An 18,828-nucleotide genomic window follows, 5' to 3' on the forward strand; every position below is an offset into this window, starting at 1 on the left:
CGGGCTTGTGGCAAGGGCAAGCCGGTAATTGGCCTTCAAAGTGGAGAGAGACACAAGGTGATGAAAAAGATCGAGGCGATCATCAAACCCTTCAAGCTGGACGAGGTCAAAGAAGCTCTTCAGGAGGTTGGTCTTCAGGGCATCACCGTCACGGAAGCCAAGGGTTTTGGCCGTCAGAAAGGCCACACGGAACTGTATCGCGGAGCCGAGTATGTTGTCGATTTCCTGCCCAAGGTGAAGGTGGAGATTGTCCTCGGCGACGACATGGTCGAAAAGGCCGTCGAGGCGATCCGCAACGCTGCGCAAACTGGTCGCATTGGCGACGGCAAGATCTTTGTTTCCAATATCGAGGAAGCAGTTCGAATCCGGACCGGAGAGTCCGGGATCGACGCTATCTGACCCACCCATTCCGGCATCCGCCGGTTTTCCGAATTCCGGTCCAAGGCACCAGAGCCAATATTGAAGACACTCTGCAGGGCCGGAACCAAACCCAACTGTTCACACGAAAAATCAAAGGGATGGACATAATGACCACTGCCGCTGAAGTCCTGAAGGAGATTCAGGAAAAGGACGTGAAATTCGTCGACCTGCGCTTTACCGACCCCAAGGGCAAGATGCAGCACGTCACCATGGACGTTGCACTTGTCGACGAAGACATGTTTGCTGAAGGCGTCGCCTTCGACGGCTCGTCCATCGCCGGCTGGAAAGCTATCAACGAGTCCGACATGATGCTGATCCTCGACCCGGAATCCGCTCACATGGATCCGTTCTTCGCTCAGTCCACCATGGTAATCATCTGCGACGTCGTCGATCCGGTCACCGGCGAAGGCTACAACCGCGACCCGCGCATGACCGCCAAGAAGGCGGAAGCCTACGTGAAGTCCGGCGGTTTCGGCGACACCGTTTTTGTCGGTCCGGAAGCTGAATTCTTCATGTTCGACGATGTCCGCTTCACCGCCGACCCGTACAACACCGGCTTCCAGCTGGACAGCTCCGAACTGCCGTCCAACATGGGCTCCGAATACGAAACCGGCAACCTCGGCCACCGTCCGCGCACCAAGGGCGGCTACTTCCCGGTTCCGCCGGTCGACAGCGCGCAGGACATCCGTTCCGAAATGCTGTCCGTCATGGCTGAAATGGGCGTTCCGACCGAGAAGCACCACCATGAAGTGGCCGCTGCCCAGCACGAACTCGGCATGAAGTTCGACCATCTGACCCGTTGCGCAGACAACATGCAGAAGTACAAGTACGTCGTGCACCAGGTCGCCCATGCCTATGGCAAGACCACGACCTTCATGCCGAAGCCGATTTTCGGCGACAACGGCACCGGCATGCACTGCCACCTGTCGATCTGGAACAACGGCGAGCCGACTTTTGCCGGCAACCAGTATGCCGACCTGTCGGAAACCTGCCTGTACTTCATCGGCGGTATCCTGAAGCATGCCAAGGCGCTGAACGCTTTCACCAACCCGTCGACCAACTCCTACAAGCGTCTGGTCCCGGGCTATGAAGCACCGGTTCTGCTGGCCTATTCCTCGCGCAACCGTTCGGCTTCCTGCCGTATTCCGTTCACGTCTTCTCCGAAGGCAAAGCGCGTTGAAGTCCGCTTCCCGGATCCGTCCGCGAACCCGTATCTCTGCTTCTCCGCTCTTCTGATGGCCGGCCTCGACGGGATCAAGAACAAGATCCACCCGGGCGACGCGATGGACAAGAACCTCTACGACCTTCCGCCGGAAGAACTTGCAGAGATCCCGACCGTCTGCGGCTCCCTGCGCGAAGCCCTGGAAGCTGTCGATGCAGACCGCGAGTTCCTGAAGGCCGGCGGCGTGTTCGACGACGACCAGATCGACGCCTACATCGAACTGAAGATGGAAGAAGTCGAGCGTTTCGAAATGACCCCGCATCCGGTCGAATTCGACATGTACTACTCTGTCTGATCCTCAACCGATCGAGACGAAACGGAAAACCCCGGCGCAAGTCGGGGTTTTTATTTTATCAAAGTATATTGAAGCAAATTTAATCCAGGTTATTTATCCACTCCACAAGCTTTTGCTCGTTTGCAATTTGCAGCCGTAACCCATGAAAGCTGACCCCTGCGGTTTGATTTTGATTTTCTTTTGATCGAAATCGCGCCCAATCAAAAAGATCTGAAATTTTATTATAGGCCTCTGCCAACTCTAAGATCTGCGTGAATAAATTAAATCCCGTCCCAGCATTAACTATCTTAACGTCTCTCGCCAAACCATTCATCCTAGCGTTTGTTACTTGGACGACACTAATCGACTCCGCTACGTCCTTCAGATGATCCGGAAATCGCTCTAAAGTTTTTTCGAGCACTCTTATCGCTTTGTAAGGTATTTCCACACTCGAAAATTCACTTTCGGTGAGTGAAATCAGATTTAAGTGAACATACCCAGCATCACCTCTATCGTTTTCTAGATAACGAAAGAACTTTTCATACTCTTGCGCACATCTAGAGAAATATAGACACATTTCAGATAAAGCGATTGCTGCTGTGGCTCTTTTTGCTTGTGCAGCAGCCTTCGATTGAATTTCTCTCTCGTTTCGACTATTACTGTCAATTATCAACGCAATAACCGCCGCAAGCGTGGCAGCAAAAGCTGAAACAACAGTTCCAAACGCAATCAATGGATCCCAACCGACATATTCACCGAAATCAATCTGGATAACGTCATTTAAAATAAGTCCATTTATTTGCAGAAACACGATAAAAACTATAAATACCAACCACAGAAAAATACCGACGAATATTCCACCGACAAAAAAACGAAAAGTCGACATAGTAACACCTCGCTAAAAAGATTCTGATTACTATTATTGGCTTTTAACCGCTCCCCCAACTCCTAACTGAACGATAAAACTTCACATCCTCAGCCAATCCGCCAGCGACGGCCTCTTGTTGCGGCCACGGCCACGCATGGCGGGCGATGCGATCATGGCATTCAGCACCGCTTCCTGTGTGGTTTCGGCAGCCGCCTGGAAGAGGATATCGATCCTGTCTTCCGCCAGAATATCGCGAGCGATAAAATCTGCTCCACCAAAATGGGCGATCCTGCAAGCCGTTGAAAAGGCGAGCACAATATCCCCGCTGCCATTGCCATAAAAGGCACCAAGCCGCGCAAGACCCGCCCCTGCCCGCCTGGCGATCCGTTTCAGTTGCCGGCTCTCCAGGGGAACGTCAGTGGCCAGAACGACAATAACGGAGCCGCGTTCCTCCGTAGAGCCAACATCCTTGGGATGCGGCCTGCGCCCATCCGGCAGGACAAGATCTCCCGGCCGGCCGAAATTGGCGAGCACCAGGGCACCGAGACTGTAGGTTCCGCCGCCAATCTCAAAAACGCGTGACGCGGTCCCGATACCGCCTTTGAAGCCGAAGGCGCTCATGCCGGTTCCGGCACCAACGCTGCCCTGTTCCACCGAGGATGTTGCCGCCGCCAGCGCCGTCTCGGCATCCTCCTCGCTCAAGGCCAGTGCCTGGATATCGCTCAGCCAGCCGTCGTTACATTCCATGACCACCGGATTGACCGTTCCGGTGGAGCGTCCGATTTCCGGGTTCTCGGCGATCGCCCGGCGGATCAGCGCATTGACACCGGTTCCGACGCCGAATGTGTTGGTGAGAAGGATCGGTGTCTCGAGCATTCCGAGCTCCGCCACCTGGATAAGACCGGCACTCTTGCCGAAGCCGTTGATGACTTCGACACCGGCAGCAAGCTTTTCGCGGAAGAGATTGCCCTGGTGCGGCACTATGGCGGTGAAGCCTGTTCTGAGATCGCCGTCATTGACCGTGCAATTGCCTACAGTAACTCCCGCAACATCAGTGATTGCGTTGGCGGCCCCGGGCTTGAGCGAGCCGCAGACAAGGCCGAAGGAACGGGCGGGAGAAAAAGCAAGATCAGGCATCGGACACCGGGACTGGATTCTGGTGCCCGAGTTGAAAAGCAGCTTTGCCGAAATCTCAAGACGAAAAAGCCTCCCGTAGGAGGCCATTCGCTATTCTTTCCGGCTGGTCTCAGTAGCAGACCTGCTGATAGCCGACGACAATGTAGCGGCCGTAATAAGGGCTCCAGCGGTGTATCGGCTGGTTGTGGCAGCGCACCGGCTGGTAATAACGCGGCTGAGCCTGCGAAGCGATGATGGCGCCGGCGGCAAGGCCAATGATGGCGCCGGCGGCAACGGCACCGGCGCGATTCTTGGCCTGGGCTTCAGTCGGGGCAAAAGTGACGGTCGCGGTAGCGACGGTGGCAACTGCGAGGGCGGCGATGGCGAACTTGCGAAACATGACGGCTCCTTCTCTTTTGGAGGCAGCTTCGATTGCGCTGCCGATGAAGGCACCATAGGTTTTCCGAGCAGGAGCCGCTGTGACCACAATCACGTAGGGTCACTTTCGCGCCGACGTGCTAAGACAGGGACTTATTGCAAGCCATGTCGAATTTCAGGAGTTCTCCATGTGGGTGATTATGGCCGTTTCCATTCAGCTTCTCGCGGGCCCGAACAGTTGGGCAGTCACGGATGAAGGCACGTTCCAGAGCAGCGGCGAGTGCGAGGCCGCCTTGTCGGAAGCTGTTCCGCGCACCTTGTCGGAAGGCATGCGCCTTGCCTGGGAGCAGGAGGAACTGAAATTCATCTGCGTCAAGGTACGCGGGTCCGGGCCGGGCACCAACTGAAAGGTCTGGCATCCGGTGTAAGGTGCGAAGGCTCCGGATCCAGTGGCCCTGGACGGCAGCCGGAACCGGCAGACAGGAAACACGCAAGGTAATCGGGAGATGCTTCAAGGTGCCATGATCGTCTGGTTCGTCCTCACAGCTGCCAGTCTCGCCTTTGTCGTCTGGGATTCGCTCTTCAACGGGGTAACAAGCTGGGTGCAGCGGCTCGCATGGATCCTCGTCGTCGCCTATACCGGGCCTGTCGGCTGTTTCCTCTATCTTCTTGCCTGCCGCCGTCCATTTCAGGGTGGCCATGATGCCTTCACCAACAAGCCCTGGAAGCAGGCAATCAACAGCGAGATGCATTGCCTGGCCGGCGATGCAACCGGTATTGTCATTGCCGCCGCCATCGTTCCGCACTTCGCCCTCACCAATGGTTGGGATGCAATCTTCGAGTATATGGCCGGCTTCGTCTGTGGCCTCTTCATCTTCCAGGCCCTGATGATGCGCGCCATGTTCGATGGCGACTACTGGAAAGCGGTCCGCAAGACGTTCTTCGCCGAAACAGTGTCTATGAACTTCGTCATGGCCGGCATGTTGCCTACCATGATCGTGCTGACGAGCCTGTGGCCGGGTTCGAACGAACCGGCGACGCCGGATTTCTGGTTCCGCATGAGCCTTGCGTCCATTGTCGGATTACTTGTCGCCTATCCGGTGAACCACTGGCTTGTTGCCTCTCACCTGAAGCACGGCTGCATGACTCTGCCGGGCAAGGACACACCGGAACTTGGCCACCGGTCGCCGGAACACGGCATGGCCGGAATGAAGGATATCGCGGGTGGCATGAACGGTCACGGTGACCATGCAGGCCATGCCAGCCACGCAGGTCATGCGGGTCACGCCGGTCACGACGGGCAAGGCGGCCACAAGAAGATGGAAATGGCGTCTCTCTCGACTGCAAGGCAATCGGTTTACATCGCTCTTTCCTTTCTCCTGCTGATCGCTGCCGGGCTGATCACCGACCAGATTGTGCCGATCCGCTTCGCCCTGGCAAACTGAACGGCTGAATTTCGCAATCGCTGCAATTTACAAGTCCGGCTGCACGCGATAGAGCACGTCCAACAACGGCCCATGGGCAAAACGGACTTCAGGACGGACAGGCAAGCATGAGCGAGTTCAAGTCGGACTTTCTAAATGTTCTCTCGGAACGCGGTTTCATTCATCAGATTTCCGACCCCAAGGGTCTGGACGACCTTTGCGCCAAGGAAACCGTGACCGCCTATATCGGCTTCGACTGCACGGCACCGAGCCTGCATGCCGGATCGCTCGTGCCGATCATGATGCTGCACTGGTTCCAGAAAACCGGCCACCGCCCGATCGCCCTCATGGGCGGCGGCACCACCAGGGTCGGTGACCCGTCCGGCAAGGACGAGTCCCGCAAGATGCTCACCGAAGAGCTGATCGAGGAGAACAAGGCCGGCATCCGCAAGGTGTTCGAAAAACTGCTCACGTTCGGGGACGGGCCAACCGACGCCCTCATGCTCGACAATGCGGACTGGCTGTTGAAACTCAACTATGTCGATTTCCTCCGCGATATCGGCCGGCACTTCTCCGTCAACCAGATGATCCAGCGGGACTCCGTCCGCCTGCGCCTGGAGCGCGAACAGCACCTGTCCTTCCTGGAATTCAACTATATGCTCCTGCAGGGCTACGACTATCTGGAGATCTACCGGCGCACCGGCTGCCGCCTGCAGATGGGCGGCTCCGACCAGTGGGGCAACATTCTTTCGGGCACCGACCTTGTCCGCCGCCTGACCGATGTCGACGCCTATGCCCTCACCTCGCCGCTGCTGACCACCTCTTCCGGCGCCAAGATGGGCAAGACCGCCGCAGGCGCGGTCTGGCTGAACGAGGAACAGCTGTCGGCCTATGACTACTGGCAGTACTGGCGCAACACCGAAGATGCCGATGTCGAGCGCTTCCTGAAGCTGTTCACCGTCCTGCGGATGGACGAGATCGCCCGCCTCGCCGCGCTTGAGGGTTCGGAAGTCAACGAAGCCAAGAAGATCCTGGCGACGGAAGCAACCGCGCTGATCCACGGCCGCGAAAAGGCGGAAGCCGCCGCCGAGACCGCCCGCCGGGCATTCGAGGAAGGCCAGTCGGCGGAAGGGCTGCCGACGGTTGAGATCGCGAAGGCGGAACTCGAAGCCGGTATCGGCGTCCTGTCGGTTTTCGTCACCGCGGGCCTGTGCGCCTCCAACGGTGATGTCCGCCGCAACATCAAGGGCGGCGCAGTCAAGATCAACGATCAGGGCGAACAGGACGACAAGCGCCAGCTTTCCATGGCGGACCTGACGGGAGACGGCATCATCAAGCTGTCGCTCGGCAAGAAGAAGCACGTGCTGCTGAAGCCTGTCTGACCGGCAGAATTTCCAGACCGCACGAAGCCGGGCCTGCGCCCGGCTTTTTTGTCAGTTCGGCTGGAATTCGAACATCTTGCGGAAGATGCCCGGCGCGATGGCAGAGATCGGATTGACCGACAGCACCGGGTCGGACACGGTTCCCGAAAGCCGGTAGGTCACACCGATCAGCCCCTCGCCCGAATTGCCCCCAAGCGCGAACCCCAAAAGCGGGATCTTGGCGAAGAAATTGTTGAGCGCGTAGATCGGAACAAATGTCCCGGTTAGGCTCAAGGTCTGCTGGGCAAGGTCCACGGTGCCGCTGACCGTACCGCCGAGCGCGTTGCCTTGCAGCGCCCCCCGGCTGATGGTCAGGATATCGTCTTCGCGGGTGAAGTTGATGTCCAGCGTTTCAAAACTGGCGCTGCCGTCCCTGTCGAGCGCCTTGATGGCACCGGAACCGTCCGCATTCAGTTTTCCAGGGTCCTGCTCGCGGATCCGCTTGATTGCTGCATCTTCGGTGATCCTGAGCGAACGAACGTTGAATTCTCCGACCCAACTGTTCTCGTCTGCCATGGCAACGTTCAGGACCCCGGTACCGCCACGCATACGCTGGTAGAGATCGAGGAACCGCAGGGTTGCACCCGTGTTGGCGAAGCGGCCGTTCGCCGCTTGTGATCCGCCCTGATCCGTGACGGTGAACTCGAAATTCGCCTTGCCGTTGACGAGCCCCTTCAGATCCGCCGACATCAAGCCCTTGGAGCCGGTTTCGATCTTGCCGGAAAATTTCTCGATCGCCTGATTGTTGAAGCCGGTGACGCGGTCGATCGTCGCCGCGATCCTGGCCCCGCCGGAAAAGTCGCCGGCACCCTTGCTGCCGCCGGGACTGCGCATGCTGCGGATCAAGCCTCGACCATCGAAGGAAGAGCCTGCAAAGATAATGTCGTAACGGCCGTCGCCCGCCCGCTGGATATCGACCTCGACATTGTCTCCAGGCCGGAGCTTGAACGTGTCGAACGAGGCGTTCATGAGATCGCCCCTGGCCGAAAGCTGCATGGAACCGATCACGTTGACGCCCTCGGACGTCAGCTTGAAGTCCTGGATCCGCCGGTCCGTGTCTGTCTCCACCATCTTGAACGAGGCAGTGGCCGAGACGCCCTTGGCCTTTTGCCAGCCGAGTGCCTGCAGGCGCATATCGGTTTGCTTCAGGTCGATGACGAATTCCTGGCCGTCGCTCACCTTGGTAACGCTCAAGGTCATCCCGCCGGACAGGAATGCGGTCAGATCGATGTCCTTCTGCTTGAGTTGTTCCGCCGTGACGGTGACGATGACATCCTGCCTGGCAGCGATGCCCGACTCGCCAAGCGGGATCACGAGGTCTATATCCGCCTTCAGGCCGTCCAGGATGCCCTTGCCGGTGATGGCCACCTGGTCCTTGTCCGCCTCCAGAGCAACATCCGCGTCGCGCACCGTATGATCCATGATCGGATTGCTGTCGGAAAAGTTCTGAAGCTGTCCCGTCGCGCGCCAGTCAATGTCGGCAAGGTCGATCTGCTTGCCGAGCGGGAAGGACGCAGCGATGTCCATCACGCCGGTTCCCTCCACGCCATCCTTCTTCAGGCCAGCTCTTTCCAGGACGCGGAACGGTGCACTGTTCACGAGTGCGCCAAGATCTTTTGCGCCCCCTTCCAGCCGCGTGGTCACCCTGGCCGTCTTCCCGTCCCGAAGCGGCAGGTTCAGGATCTGGAACTCGCCAGCCGGTACCTTCACCTCACCGCCTTCCGGGGCGGTCGTCCGCCCGTCGGAGGCGACGACTGTCAGCGTTTCGTCCTTCAGGGTCAATGTGCCATCGAGGCCGCCGATTTCGGGAACGTCACCAACCGGCGTCACGGCCGCATCGGAGAAGGTCATGTCAATAAGCATGTCGTTGCCCGACCAACCCGGATCGGGATCCCGGTGGTCGAATGCCGGCGGGCGGATCGCCCCGGTGTAGGAAACGGTCTCGATCAGGCCGGTCTTGATCCGGTCCAGCACCCAACGCCGTGCCGGCGGCACCAGAGTGATCGGCCACATCTGCTTGGCAAGCGCAACCGGAATAAGTTCGCCTTCCGCGGCCAGGGCCAGATAGGGGCCTTGCGGTGTGAGCTGAAGCGAAGCGACACCGTTGACGACGGCCTTCCCCGCCCGGGCGATGAATTCATCGACCGACAAGTGACGCGCGACCGGATCGAAACGGGCCTTGACCAGAATGCCTTCCAGCATATGGGGTTCTTCGGCAACATCGGACGACCCGAATTGCGGATATTTGGATTCCAGGTTGATGTGCCAATCAGGCGCTTCGCCGTTGCCAGGCTCGATACGTCCCTCGAAGAAAACTCGGGTGCTGCCGCGGATGACATGGGACGTCGTGATCTCGATCGCATTCTGCCCGCCCCTAAACAGGAGCGACAGGGCCGCATCGTCGAAGGCAACCAGCGTCTTGCCGAGCTGGAACCAGCCATTGCGGACCCTGGCGACCGCATTGGCGGAAAGAAACCTGCCCTCGGCGGTCAGGGTGCTTTCAATCTTGGCAGAGGCCGGCAGCCCAAGTCCCTTGCCCTGAACGGTGCTGGCATTCGGGCCGAGGAGCTCGGCAAGCGTGATACCGTTCACCACCACGCCGATATTCTTGTGGCTGCCCCCTTCAGGTGCGCTGCGGGCAAGTTCCATGCGCCAGTTCGAGACGTTCCCGGCAACACGCGCGAAAGCCCGGATGGTGCGGTTTTCACCACGCAACACATCCGCATCGATGCCGGAATATTTGCGCGGCGCAGGCCCGGTCAGTTCGAAGGAGGCGTCGCTGATCTGGACAAACTTAAGCCCGCGCCGGGCGAACTGATCGTCAACGACGTCACTGACCCTGTCGACCGCTTCCATGAGCGGCCCCATTTCGGGAACCTTGGCGGGACCGGCACTCAAGGCGATACGTACATGCGGCTTGTCCAGATTCAGCGAGGAGAATTGGATCTTACCGGAGTAAAGCGCCTGCCGGTTGAGCGGCGCGGTCAGTACGGGCAGTGAAATGCTGACCGGAGACGCGCCGGCAATGTCGGCCCTGGCGTCCTTGATCAGGATATTGATGCCTTCGTCGGCCGTGAAATCGAGACTGGCGCTGCCGACAAACAGCTCTACTGGACCGCGCGTTCCCTGATAGGCAAGTAGGCTGCCCAGCATTGGTACGCGGACCGGCCCCGTTGCGAAGAGCCCGACCACAGTTGCCAGGGACAGAACCAGGAGACCGGCCGCGAGCAGGCACAGACGCTTTCTGCTGAATTTGCGCGGCTTCACCGCCGTCCGTTCTGCTGATCCGCCGGTTTTTGGCAAATCCGTCAATCCAATCTGCGGCCTGACCGCGTAGGTAAGGCGTTCTTTGTGATCCGGAGCTAAGCACCGGGCGAAACTTGCGCAGCGAGTCGCCGAGCAAATTATGATACTGCGAAAGCTTTGCTAAAAGCGACCGCACCCTTGATGACGCAGCCGGAAACCGGCATTAACGCACAAACTTTGACAGAAGGAAGGCATGATGGGCGATTTGGCCATTGGGGATAAGGCACCCGAATTCGATCTTGAGGGCAACGGCGGCGACCGTGTTTCGCTGAGCGCGCTCAAAGGAAAACCCGTGGTGGTCTATTTTTATCCCAAGGACGACACGCCGGGCTGCACGAAAGAAGCGATTGCCTTCACGGAGCAGCTTCCGCAGTTCGAAAAACTCGGCATCACCGTCATCGGCCTTTCACCGGACACGGCCGCCAAGCACGACAAATTCATCGCCAAGCACAATCTGGCGATCCGGCTGGGAGCTGACACAGACACAGCCGTCGCGACCGCCTATGGCGTCTGGGTCGAAAAGTCGATGTACGGGAAGAAGTACATGGGCGTGGACCGTTCCACCTTTCTGGTAGACGCGAGTGGAAAGATCGCGCAGATCTGGCGCAAGGTGAAGGTGCCCGGCCACGCGGAAGCCGTACTGGAAGCCGCACGGGCGCTCTGAACCGCAGGAAAATCCCGGATCGCCAACATGTCCACTCCCTCCTCCGGCGGCACTACGCCACCGCACAGTCTCGTCGCCGGAGCAAGGGCGATCGTCGCCTCGCCGGATACCTCGGAGAAAGTGCGGCTGGCCTACGCGGCGGCAAAGGCATGGTTCCAGAGGGACCTTGCTCTCGGGTCGCCCTCACGCGATGGCACCATGCCCGACCGGCCCGGGCGGCCGGAGCACCCACGGCTGCTGGCGCCACGCGATATGCCCAAACGCAGTCTGACCGGTCAGGCCGGCCGGCCGGCGCTGATCCATTCCCTTGCCCATATCGAACTCAACGCCATCGACCTGACCTGGGACCTGATCGGCCGCTTCGCCCATGTCCGCCTGCCTCGTTCCTACTATGACGACTGGGTGCGGGTCGGACTGGAGGAAGCCAAGCATTTTGCCATGCTTCAGGACAGGCTGGCGCAACTCGGGGCGGCCTATGGCGATCTGCCCGCCCATGACGGTCTCTGGCAGGCCGCCCAGGACACCGGACATGATCTTGCCGCACGGCTCGCCATCATTCCGCTGGTGCTGGAAGCGCGGGGTCTCGACATCACCCCTTCGATGATCGTCAAGGCGCGTGCGACCGGCGACGAGGAGACCGCCAGGTGCCTCGATATCATCTACAGGGACGAGAAAAACCACGTTGCCTTTGGAGCGAAGTGGTTCCGATTCTTGTGCGACCGGCAGGGAATCAGGCCCGAACCCGCTTTTCACACCTATGTCCGTCGGCATTTCCGTGGCGCATTGAAACCGCCCTTCAACGATCGCGCACGCTCCGAAGCGGGACTAACCCCCGGTTTTTACAAGCCTCTTGCACCTCTCGTCGGGTAATTTTCACGTTTGTGAAGACGATTTATTAACCTTACCAAACTCTAATCAGACTCAGTTCTTTTGCAGAATGCAGGCAGTGACTGAGTGACGATGCAACAGCGCCAAGAAAAGACGCGGACTTACCAGGCTCCGGGACACCCCTCCCGGCAGGCGAAAGGTCATACTCCGCATCACGCAGCTCCGGCAAAAGGTGCCAGGACAACGACCTACAGTGTGCGGCCGGTCCACCTGATATGTGGCGCTCTCACCTGCGTCGCGGCCACCCTCGCCTTCGCAGGCACCGCCGGCTATTACCTGATGCGCAGTGACCTGCTGGCCGAAGCCAGCGTCGAACGCACCGAACTCGTTCTGGAATATCAGGATCATATCGACCGCCTGCGAGCGGAAATTGCAAGCCTTACCAGCCGCCAGATGGTCGACCGGGAAACGGTTGAAATCCAGCTCATGGATGTGCTTCGCCGCCAGCAGGATCTCAACCAGCGCCATGCGATTGTTACCGATCTGGTGGCCCGCGCCGAAAGCGTCGGTATCTACCTGAGCAGCGACAAGCCGCTGCCGCCGCAAAAACCCTCTCTTGCCGCCCTCGACGGCAACGACAGCACTGCGATCGGCGGTGAAAGCCAGCTGATCGACGAACCTGTCAAGGCGCTCGGCCTTCGGGACGACACCAGCAAGGCCTTCGACCCGCTGTCGATCCTGCAGCAGCCGGTGAGCGGCACGAACAGCTCGGCGCTTGATGTAAAAAAAAACTCTGACGAGCAGGCAGCCCTGAAGAAGCGGGCTGCCCTGGAAGCCGTCAGCCAGCATATCTCCGTCATGGACGAGGAAAATACGGTCGCGGTGGACGCAATCACCATCGCCACGGAAAGCCGTATCGAGGACATCCTCGACATCACCCGGACCATCACGCCGTCCCTGAACGCAGCGCTGCGCGAGCAGACGTCGATCGGTGGACCGTTCGTCCCCATTACGGACGAGAACTTTCCCGACAGGCTGGAGCGCGCCAACAATGCGCTTGAAACCCTGCGCCGGGTGAAGTTCACGGCGCTGCGCCTGCCGATCCACCGGCCGGTCCGCAATGCCTCGGTTTCCAGCAGTTACGGACCGCGGGTCGATCCGTTCCTCGGCCAATTGGCGATGCATACCGGCATCGACTTCAAAGCTCCGTATGGCGCCCGGGTTTTTGCTACCGCGCCTGGGACAGTGGTCACTGCCGGCCGGAATGCAGGCTACGGCAAGATGGTGGAAATTCACCACGCCAACGGCTTCATCACCCGCTATGCACATCTCAGCCGGATCCAGGTGTCGGAGGGCGACCACGTTGTTGCCGGTGACCTTTTGGGCAATGTCGGCTCCACCGGCCGCTCCACGGGTCCACATCTCCATTATGAGATCCGCAAGGACGACAGGCCAAGCAACCCGGCGCCTTTCCTCTCCGCAGGCGACCGCCTCAAGGCGCTGTCCCTGTAACACTGAAGTCTCATGTTATCCGGCACAAAAACGGGGCCGAAAGGCCCCGCTTGCTTATCGTTTCGCGCATCGCATCCTAGTGGAGCGAATTTGACATTTGCTCCAGCGCTAGCAGCAGGAGGATGCAAATGTCAGAATCGAACCACTAGTCGATGTCACTGACCTCGACTTCATCGCCGCCGAACACGCGCTGCGCCAGCGCAGCTTCCATGAAGTCGTCGAGGTCGCCGTCGAGGACGTCGCCCGGAGAGGTGCTTTCAACGCCTGTGCGCAGGTCCTTGACCAGCTGATAGGGCTGTAGCACGTAGGAGCGGATCTGGTGACCCCAGCCGATATCGGTCTTGGAGGCCGCTTCCGCGTTGGCCGCTTCCTCTCGCTTTTGCAGCTCGGCCTCGTAAAGGCGCGCCTTCAGCATGCCCCAGGCCGTTGCCCGGTTCTTGTGCTGCGAGCGTTCGGACTGACACTGCACCACGATCCCGGTCGGCTGGTGGGTGATGCGCACCGCCGAATCGGTCGTATTGACGTGCTGACCGCCTGCACCGGACGCGCGGTAGGTGTCGATACGGCAGTCGCTCTCGTTGATGTCGATCTCGATCGAATCGTCGACCACCGGATAGACCCAGGCGCTGGAGAAGCTGGTATGGCGGCGGGCGTTGCTGTCATAGGGCGAGATGCGGACCAGGCGATGCACACCCGATTCCGTCTTCAGCCAGCCATAGGCGTTTTCGCCCTTGATCAGCAGTGTCGCGGACTTGATACCGGCTTCTTCGCCGTCGTGATATTCCAGAATCTCGACCTTGAAGCCGCGCTTCTCAGCCCAGCGGCGATACATGCGTAGCAGCATCGACGCCCAGTCCTGACTCTCCGTGCCGCCAGCGCCGGAGTTGATCTGCAGATAGGTGTCGTTGCCGTCGGCCTCGCCGGACAGCAGCGAATTGAGCTGCAGCTGGGTGACCTTGCCGCGAAGCCCGCGCAGGGCCTCTTCGGCTTCGGTGATGACGGACTTGTCGTCCTCCATCTCGCCCAATTCGATCAGCTCGATATTGTCGGACAGATCCTGCTCCAGGTCCTTGATGCCATTGATGCTGTCATCAAGCTGCTGGCGCTCGCGCATCAGCTTCTGCGCCTTGGTGGCGTCATTCCACAGGTTCGGATCTTCAGAAAGGGCATTCAGCTCCTGGAGACGGACAACGGCCTGATCCCAGTCAAAGATGCCTCCTCAGCAGGCTTATGGCCTGCTTGATTTCATCGACGATCGCTTCCATTTCGGCGCGCATCGGATACCTCGCTTATTTTGATGAAGCGGCCCGGCCTCGCAAGGGAGGCACGGGCCGGAAATCGGAGCGGGACATTAGCCGGGCATCTGGCCCGTGTAAACCGCCCAGGCTGCGCTTCGGCCCGGTGCACCGGTGGGGAACCGGTGACCGGATCAGTAAAGACCACCGGTCCCGACCGTCACAGCCTGCTGGGCTTCCGGTGAAACGTCGGTCGGAACGCCCATGGTCTCGTCGAAGCCGATGACGGAGTAGCTGTCGGGTGGTGCCATGCCTGGCTTGAAGGCTTCCAGAATGGACCCCGGCCCGGCGGCTGCGGTCCGCAGACCCGTCTTCCTGTCAATCGGAATCAACTGCAGGCCTTTGGGAACGCGGAATTCCACCGGTGGCTTGTCGGCGAGTGCCTTCTTGACGAAATCGGTGAAAATCGGCGCGGCGACGTGGCCACCGGTTGCCCCGCGGCCCATCGGCTTAGGATTGTCGAAGCCGACAAAGACACCGACGGCGAGATCCGGTGTAAAGCCCATGAACCAGGCATCTTTCTCGTCGTTGGTGGTCCCGGTCTTGCCGGCCACCGGACGGTTGACAGCCCGCACAGACGTTGCCGTACCGCGCTGGACCACACCTTCCATCATGGAGGTGATCTGGTAGGCGGTCATCGGATCGAGCACCTGCTCGCGGTCGTCGATCAGGCCCGGCTCGTCCTGGCCTTCCCACACATCCTGCGTACAGCCGTCGCAGATGCGGCTGTCATGCTTGTAGATGGTGCGGCCATACCGGTCCTGGATACGGTCGATCAGGGTCGGACGCACCTTGCGGCCACCATTGGCGATGGTGGCGTACGCAGTGGTCAGGCGCAGTACCGTGGTCTCGCCTGCGCCAAGCGACATGGAGAGAACCGGCAGCATGTTGTCGTAGATACCGAAGCGCTTGGCGTATTCGGCCACCAGCGGCATACCCATGTCCTGTGCAAGACGCACGGTCATGACGTTCCGCGACAGTTCGATGCCTGTGCGAAGCGTCGACGGGCCGTAGAACTTGCCGCCGTAGTTCTGCGGCCGCCAGGTGCCGAGACCCGGGCCCTGGCTGATTTCCAGAGGGGCATCCATGATCACGGACGACGGCGTATAGCCGTTGTCGAGTGCGGCGGCGTAGAGGAACGGCTTGAAGGAGGAACCCGGCTGGCGATAGGCCTGTGTCGCCCGGTTGAACTCGCTCTGGGCAAAGCTGAAACCGCCCACCAGGGCCAGCACGCGACCCGTATAGGGATCCATCGCAACCAGGGCGCCGGAAACCTTCGGGATCTGGCGCAGCTCATAGGAGCCGGGAGCAACAGCGCTTTCCTCGACATAGACAACGTCGCCGGGCGCCAGAACGTCGGAGACGGCACTTGGCGTGCGTCCCTTGACGCGGGCCCATTTCATGGTGTCCAGGAACAGCGCACCGGTCTTGCGTTCGTCGGACAGCTGACCGCTGACAAGGCGCTCCGGCTGAACGCCGACGCTGGCCTGATCGCCACCGCTTTCCAGAACGACCGCGAGCCGCCATTCCGGCAGATCGCTGAGAGCTTCCACCTTTGAAAGTTCGACGCCCCAATCGGCACCGATGGTAATCTTGTCGACAGGCCCGAGCCAGCTGCCGCGTTCATGATCGAAGGCAATCAGGCCCTCCATCAACGACTTGCGGGCCATCTTCTGCAGTTCCGGGTCGAGTGTGGACCGCACCGAGAGGCCGCCTTCATAAAGGCGCTTGAAGCCGAAGATTTCGGCGACTTCGCGCCGGACTTCTTCGGTGAAATATTCCGCCGAGAGGAGCTGAGACCCGGTTTCGCGCGGCTTGACCACGATCGGCTTCTGCTTTGCTTCCTCGCCTTCCAGGGTGCTCACGTAGCCGTCCGCGATCATGCGGTCGATCACGTAGTTCCGCCGTGCGATGGCAGCTTCGGTCTTGCGGTAGGGATGGTAGTTGCTCGGTCCCTTGGGCAGCGCCGCCAGATAGGCCATTTCTTCAAGCGTCAGTTCGTGCACCGACTTGTCGAAATATATCAGCGAGGCGGCGGCCACGCCGTAGGCGCCGTAGCCGAAGAAGATCTCGTTGAGATACAGCTCCAGGATCTCGTCCTTGGTATAGGCCTGCTCGATGCGTAGAGAAAGGATCGCTTCCTTGACCTTGCGTTCGTAAGCAGCCGAGCGGCGTTCACGCTCCTCGCTCACCAGATCGGAGAGAAGAAAATTCTTCGCGACCTGCTGTGTGATGGTGGACGCGCCTTCCGGCCGCCGGCCCGAGCCGTAATTCTGGATGAAGCGGACCGCCGCACGGGCAACGCCTTCCGGGTCGATACCGATATGGGTGTAGAAATTCTTGTCTTCCGCGGCGATGAAAGCGTGCTTGACCTTGTCCGGAATCGCCTGGATCGGCAGGAACATGCGCCGCTGTGTGGCGTATTCGGCCATCAGCTGGCCGTCCGCGGCATGGACTCGGGTCATCACCGGCGGTTCGTAGTTCTTCAGGGCTGTATAGTCCGGCAGGTCCTTGGTCAGGCTCTGCAAATAAACCCAGACGCCAGCGGCGATCAGCAGCGCGAAGACCGTGCCGATTCCGAACAGGTAGCCAAAAAACTTCACCAAAAATTTCATACCGCGGGCTCGTCTTTCCCGTTCTCAGCGCTTCCAGTTTCTAACATGGAAACTTTAACACGGCACCCACCGGCACCGGCAGTCGCACAAACTTGTCTGCCTTCCTCGTGCACCAATATGGCGATGCTGAGGCGAGCGCCAGCGCAATGCTTCAATTTTCGAAGCAATTCAAGCTTTTTACTGTGACGGCGTCGGTTGCTGCCGCGCGAGCCGGGGACGGAAGAAGCCGTTGACCGCCTCCGTCATGGCATTGGCCATGCGCACGCGCCACTCGTCCGAGATCAGCAGTTTTTCGTCGTGTTCGTTGGATAGGTACCCGAGTTCAACAAGCACCGAGGGGACGTCATGCGCCTTCAGCACCTGAAAACCCGCGGACCGATGCGGATTGTTGATCAAGCGGACCGCACTTTGCAACTCGTCGACCAGGGTGCGGGCGAAATAGACGGAAAAGGACTTCGTTTCGCGGCGCGCAAGGTCGATGAGAATATCGGTCACCTCCGCCGGTTCCTCCGACAGCTCGACCCCGGCGATCACGTCGGACATGTTTTCCGACTGTGCCAGATCTTCCGAGAGCTGGTCCGAGGCCTTGTCCGAAATCGTGTAGACCGTGGCACCGCGCGCGAATTTCTGTCCCCGGCGCACCGAATCCGCGTGAATGGAAATGAAAAGATCCGCCTGCAGTTCGTGACCGATCTCCACCCGCCGTCCGAGCGGAATGAAGGTATCGTCGTCCCGGGTCAGTTCGACGGCATAAAGGCCCGTGGCATCGAGCTTTTCCTTGAGGAGCTTGGCGAATTCCAGAACGATGACCTTTTCCGGCGTGCCGTGGACACCAGTGGCCCCGATGTCGATGCCGCCATGGCCCGGATCGAGCACGATCAGCGGCTTGGCCTTGTTGCCGCCCTCTGCCAGCCGGTCACTCTTGGGGGCGGAATCCTCGCCGGCACTGGCCCGCTTTGCCCGTGACGATTCGGCGAAGGCCTTGAATTCGTCCGGCGTTGCCTTCACCAGATCGATCACCAGCCGGGCGGGCTGGTCGTCGACAGCGGGCAGAAAGAACGTCTTGTCGACCTGGACCGGCCCCGTCAGATCCATCACGACTCGGGATTTGCCGAGCGCAAACATGCCAAAGCGCCAGTCGGCGACCAGGCCGCGGCCGGTTTTCCCGGCATCCGCCGGAATGGAGAAGGCAACTTCCGGCAGGTCGACGACAAGCCTGTAGGGGCTGGCGAGCCCCGAGATTACAGGCGTGACCTGACGGTCCATATCGAGGACGAATCGCGTGCGCGTTTCGTCGCCAGCAACACGCGCACCCGTCACCTCCGGCTTGTCATCCTGCGCAAAGGCGCTCGCGGCCGGCAGCGCAAACGCCACTGCCGCAGCCATCCGGACCAACAGGAGACACAGGAGGGCCGGCTTCTTCCAAAGGGCCGTCAGGGTCTGGTCTACTTGCGGTTTCATACCGTCCTTGAACTCAATTGCTTC

Annotated in this window: 15 protein-coding genes; 8 read left to right on the forward strand and 7 right to left on the reverse strand. The window is 59.8% G+C overall.

Annotated elements, in window-relative coordinates; genetic code table 11:
* Positions 1 to 60 precede the first annotated feature (60 nt).
* A complete protein-coding gene (locus ACX3M4_RS05185; RefSeq protein ID WP_459357524.1) occupies positions 61 to 399 on the forward strand; it encodes a P-II family nitrogen regulator in 339 nt (112 codons plus the stop codon).
* A gap of 128 nt (positions 400 to 527) precedes the next feature.
* The gene (gene glnA / locus ACX3M4_RS05190; protein ID WP_459357525.1) at positions 528 to 1,937 is read left to right on the forward strand and encodes a type I glutamate--ammonia ligase; all 1,410 of its coding nucleotides are present in this window, start codon (positions 528 to 530) and stop codon (positions 1,935 to 1,937) included.
* A 79-nt stretch (positions 1,938 to 2,016) separates the two neighbouring features.
* Here glnA and ACX3M4_RS05195 read toward each other — a convergent pair whose 3' ends face one another.
* The 3 genes from ACX3M4_RS05195 to ACX3M4_RS05205 form a co-directional block, all read right to left on the reverse strand.
* The gene (locus ACX3M4_RS05195; RefSeq protein ID WP_459357526.1) at positions 2,017 to 2,802 is read right to left on the reverse strand and encodes a hypothetical protein; all 786 of its coding nucleotides are present in this window, start codon (positions 2,800 to 2,802) and stop codon (positions 2,017 to 2,019) included.
* A gap of 81 nt (positions 2,803 to 2,883) precedes the next feature.
* Complete coding sequence (locus ACX3M4_RS05200; RefSeq protein WP_459357527.1) at positions 2,884 to 3,921, reverse strand: DmpA family aminopeptidase; 1,038 nt, start codon at positions 3,919 to 3,921, stop codon at positions 2,884 to 2,886.
* A gap of 109 nt (positions 3,922 to 4,030) precedes the next feature.
* Entirely contained in the window at positions 4,031 to 4,300 is a 270-nt protein-coding gene (locus tag ACX3M4_RS05205) for a tyrosyl-tRNA synthetase (protein ID WP_459357528.1), read from the reverse strand.
* A gap of 166 nt (positions 4,301 to 4,466) precedes the next feature.
* Between ACX3M4_RS05205 and ACX3M4_RS05210 the strand changes: the two genes are divergently transcribed.
* The 3 genes from ACX3M4_RS05210 to tyrS all read left to right on the forward strand — a co-directional run bounded on the left by ACX3M4_RS05210 (position 4,467) and on the right by tyrS (position 7,084).
* On the forward strand, positions 4,467 to 4,685 hold the full coding sequence (locus ACX3M4_RS05210) for a hypothetical protein (RefSeq protein WP_459357529.1): 219 nt from the start codon (positions 4,467 to 4,469) through the stop codon (positions 4,683 to 4,685).
* 99 nt (positions 4,686 to 4,784) lie between these two features.
* Complete coding sequence (locus ACX3M4_RS05215; RefSeq protein WP_459357530.1) at positions 4,785 to 5,723, forward strand: DUF4396 domain-containing protein; 939 nt, start codon at positions 4,785 to 4,787, stop codon at positions 5,721 to 5,723.
* A gap of 107 nt (positions 5,724 to 5,830) precedes the next feature.
* A complete protein-coding gene (gene tyrS / locus ACX3M4_RS05220) occupies positions 5,831 to 7,084 on the forward strand; it encodes a tyrosine--tRNA ligase (RefSeq protein ID WP_459357531.1) in 1,254 nt (417 codons plus the stop codon).
* A 51-nt stretch (positions 7,085 to 7,135) separates the two neighbouring features.
* Here tyrS and ACX3M4_RS05225 read toward each other — a convergent pair whose 3' ends face one another.
* Entirely contained in the window at positions 7,136 to 10,390 is a 3,255-nt protein-coding gene (locus ACX3M4_RS05225; RefSeq protein WP_459357532.1) for an AsmA-like C-terminal domain-containing protein, read from the reverse strand.
* 235 nt (positions 10,391 to 10,625) lie between these two features.
* Between ACX3M4_RS05225 and bcp the strand changes: the two genes are divergently transcribed.
* The 3 genes from bcp (at position 10,626) to ACX3M4_RS05240 (ending at position 13,433) form a co-directional block, all read left to right on the forward strand.
* Positions 10,626 to 11,093 carry a thioredoxin-dependent thiol peroxidase gene (bcp, locus tag ACX3M4_RS05230; protein ID WP_459359369.1) on the forward strand — a complete coding sequence of 156 codons (468 nt, stop codon included), beginning with the start codon at positions 10,626 to 10,628 and terminating at the stop codon, positions 11,091 to 11,093.
* A gap of 27 nt (positions 11,094 to 11,120) precedes the next feature.
* Positions 11,121 to 11,963 (forward strand): ferritin-like domain-containing protein, encoded by an 843-nt coding sequence (locus tag ACX3M4_RS05235; RefSeq protein WP_459357533.1) that lies wholly within the window; start codon positions 11,121 to 11,123, stop codon positions 11,961 to 11,963.
* A gap of 90 nt (positions 11,964 to 12,053) precedes the next feature.
* A complete protein-coding gene (locus ACX3M4_RS05240) occupies positions 12,054 to 13,433 on the forward strand; it encodes a M23 family metallopeptidase (RefSeq protein WP_459357534.1) in 1,380 nt (459 codons plus the stop codon).
* Positions 13,434 to 13,578: 145 nt separating this feature from the next.
* On the opposite strand, the gene prfB is transcribed toward ACX3M4_RS05240, so the two are convergent.
* The 3 genes from prfB to ACX3M4_RS05255 form a co-directional block, all read right to left on the reverse strand.
* A protein-coding gene (gene prfB / locus ACX3M4_RS05245; protein WP_459357535.1) for a peptide chain release factor 2 occupies positions 13,579 to 14,710 on the reverse strand; the annotation gives its coding sequence in 2 pieces (ribosomal slippage) (positions 13,579 to 14,640 and positions 14,642 to 14,710; 1,131 coding nt in all).
* Between the two features lie 152 nt (positions 14,711 to 14,862).
* On the reverse strand, positions 14,863 to 17,334 hold the full coding sequence (locus ACX3M4_RS05250) for a penicillin-binding protein 1A (protein ID WP_459359370.1): 2,472 nt from the start codon (positions 17,332 to 17,334) through the stop codon (positions 14,863 to 14,865).
* 186 nt (positions 17,335 to 17,520) lie between these two features.
* The gene (locus tag ACX3M4_RS05255) at positions 17,521 to 18,804 is read right to left on the reverse strand and encodes an N-acetylmuramoyl-L-alanine amidase (protein ID WP_459357536.1); all 1,284 of its coding nucleotides are present in this window, start codon (positions 18,802 to 18,804) and stop codon (positions 17,521 to 17,523) included.
* Positions 18,805 to 18,828 lie beyond the last annotated feature (24 nt).

Source organism: Roseibium sp. M-1 (assembly GCF_054515675.1).